The sequence below is a fragment of the Hymenobacter agri genome (assembly GCF_054778495.1).
This window is the reverse complement of record NZ_BAAGZM010001144.1, coordinates 1-753: the sequence shown is the minus strand read 5'-3', so window position 1 is coordinate 753 and position 753 is coordinate 1. Positions and strand designations below refer to the sequence as shown.

Here is a 753-nt window from a genome sequence, read left to right as displayed (position 1 = left end):
TCGCTGGCGCCCGGCACGCCCATCAAGCGCGGCGAGCTGATTACGCTGACGCTGGAAGAATCCGGCCCGCGCATTGCCGCGCCCGTGGCTCTGCCCGAGCCCGAGCACACCGACCTCGCCGAAAACAAGCTGCTGGTGCCCGTGGACATGGAGCCCGCCAAAACCCGCAAGTCCTTCGCCGATGGCGAGAAGGCCCACGTGCAGCCCGCCGTAGCCGAACGCTCGGCCGGCGTGAAGCCGAATGCCAAAGCCAGCAAGCCCACAGCATCCGCCGCCAAGCCTGCAGCAACTGGTACCGCCAAAGCGGCTGATAAATCGAAAGCTGCCAACAAGCCGAAAGACACCCGCAAGACTGCCGCGGATAAGAACTTCAAAAAGCCTGCGCCGGCCAAGCCGGCAGTGCGCCGCGCCTAATTAAACCATCCACTGGTCCGACCGCCTTAGACGGTCGGACCGGTTTTTACTCGAACGTAACCAGAACCAGGCTTTGGCCTACTACCATCGTTCTGCCGACAACCGGTCGGGCCGCCTGGGGCGGTCCGACCGGCCCAACTTAAACGCATGATTTCCCTGCCACTCTTTTCTCTTCTCACCGACGTGAACGTGCTCGCCCAGCACGGCCCCACCGACGTGCCCATCACCGGCCTCACCCTCGACTCGCGCGAAGCCGGGTCGGGCGTGGCCTTCTGCGCCCTGCGCGGCACGGCTACCGATGGCCATAAGTTCATCGAAGGCGCGGTGGAAAAGGGGCTG

1 protein-coding gene and 1 pseudogene are annotated in these 753 nt (G+C 64.5%); both read left to right on the top strand.

Annotated elements, in window-relative coordinates:
• Window positions 1-414: pseudogene (locus ACYVDE_RS24995) on the top strand (hypothetical protein); the annotation flags it as partial.
• A gap of 147 nt (window positions 415-561) precedes the next feature.
• A partial coding sequence (locus tag ACYVDE_RS24990; protein WP_460504216.1) for a Mur ligase domain-containing protein occupies window positions 562-753 on the top strand: 192 nt, incomplete at its 3' end.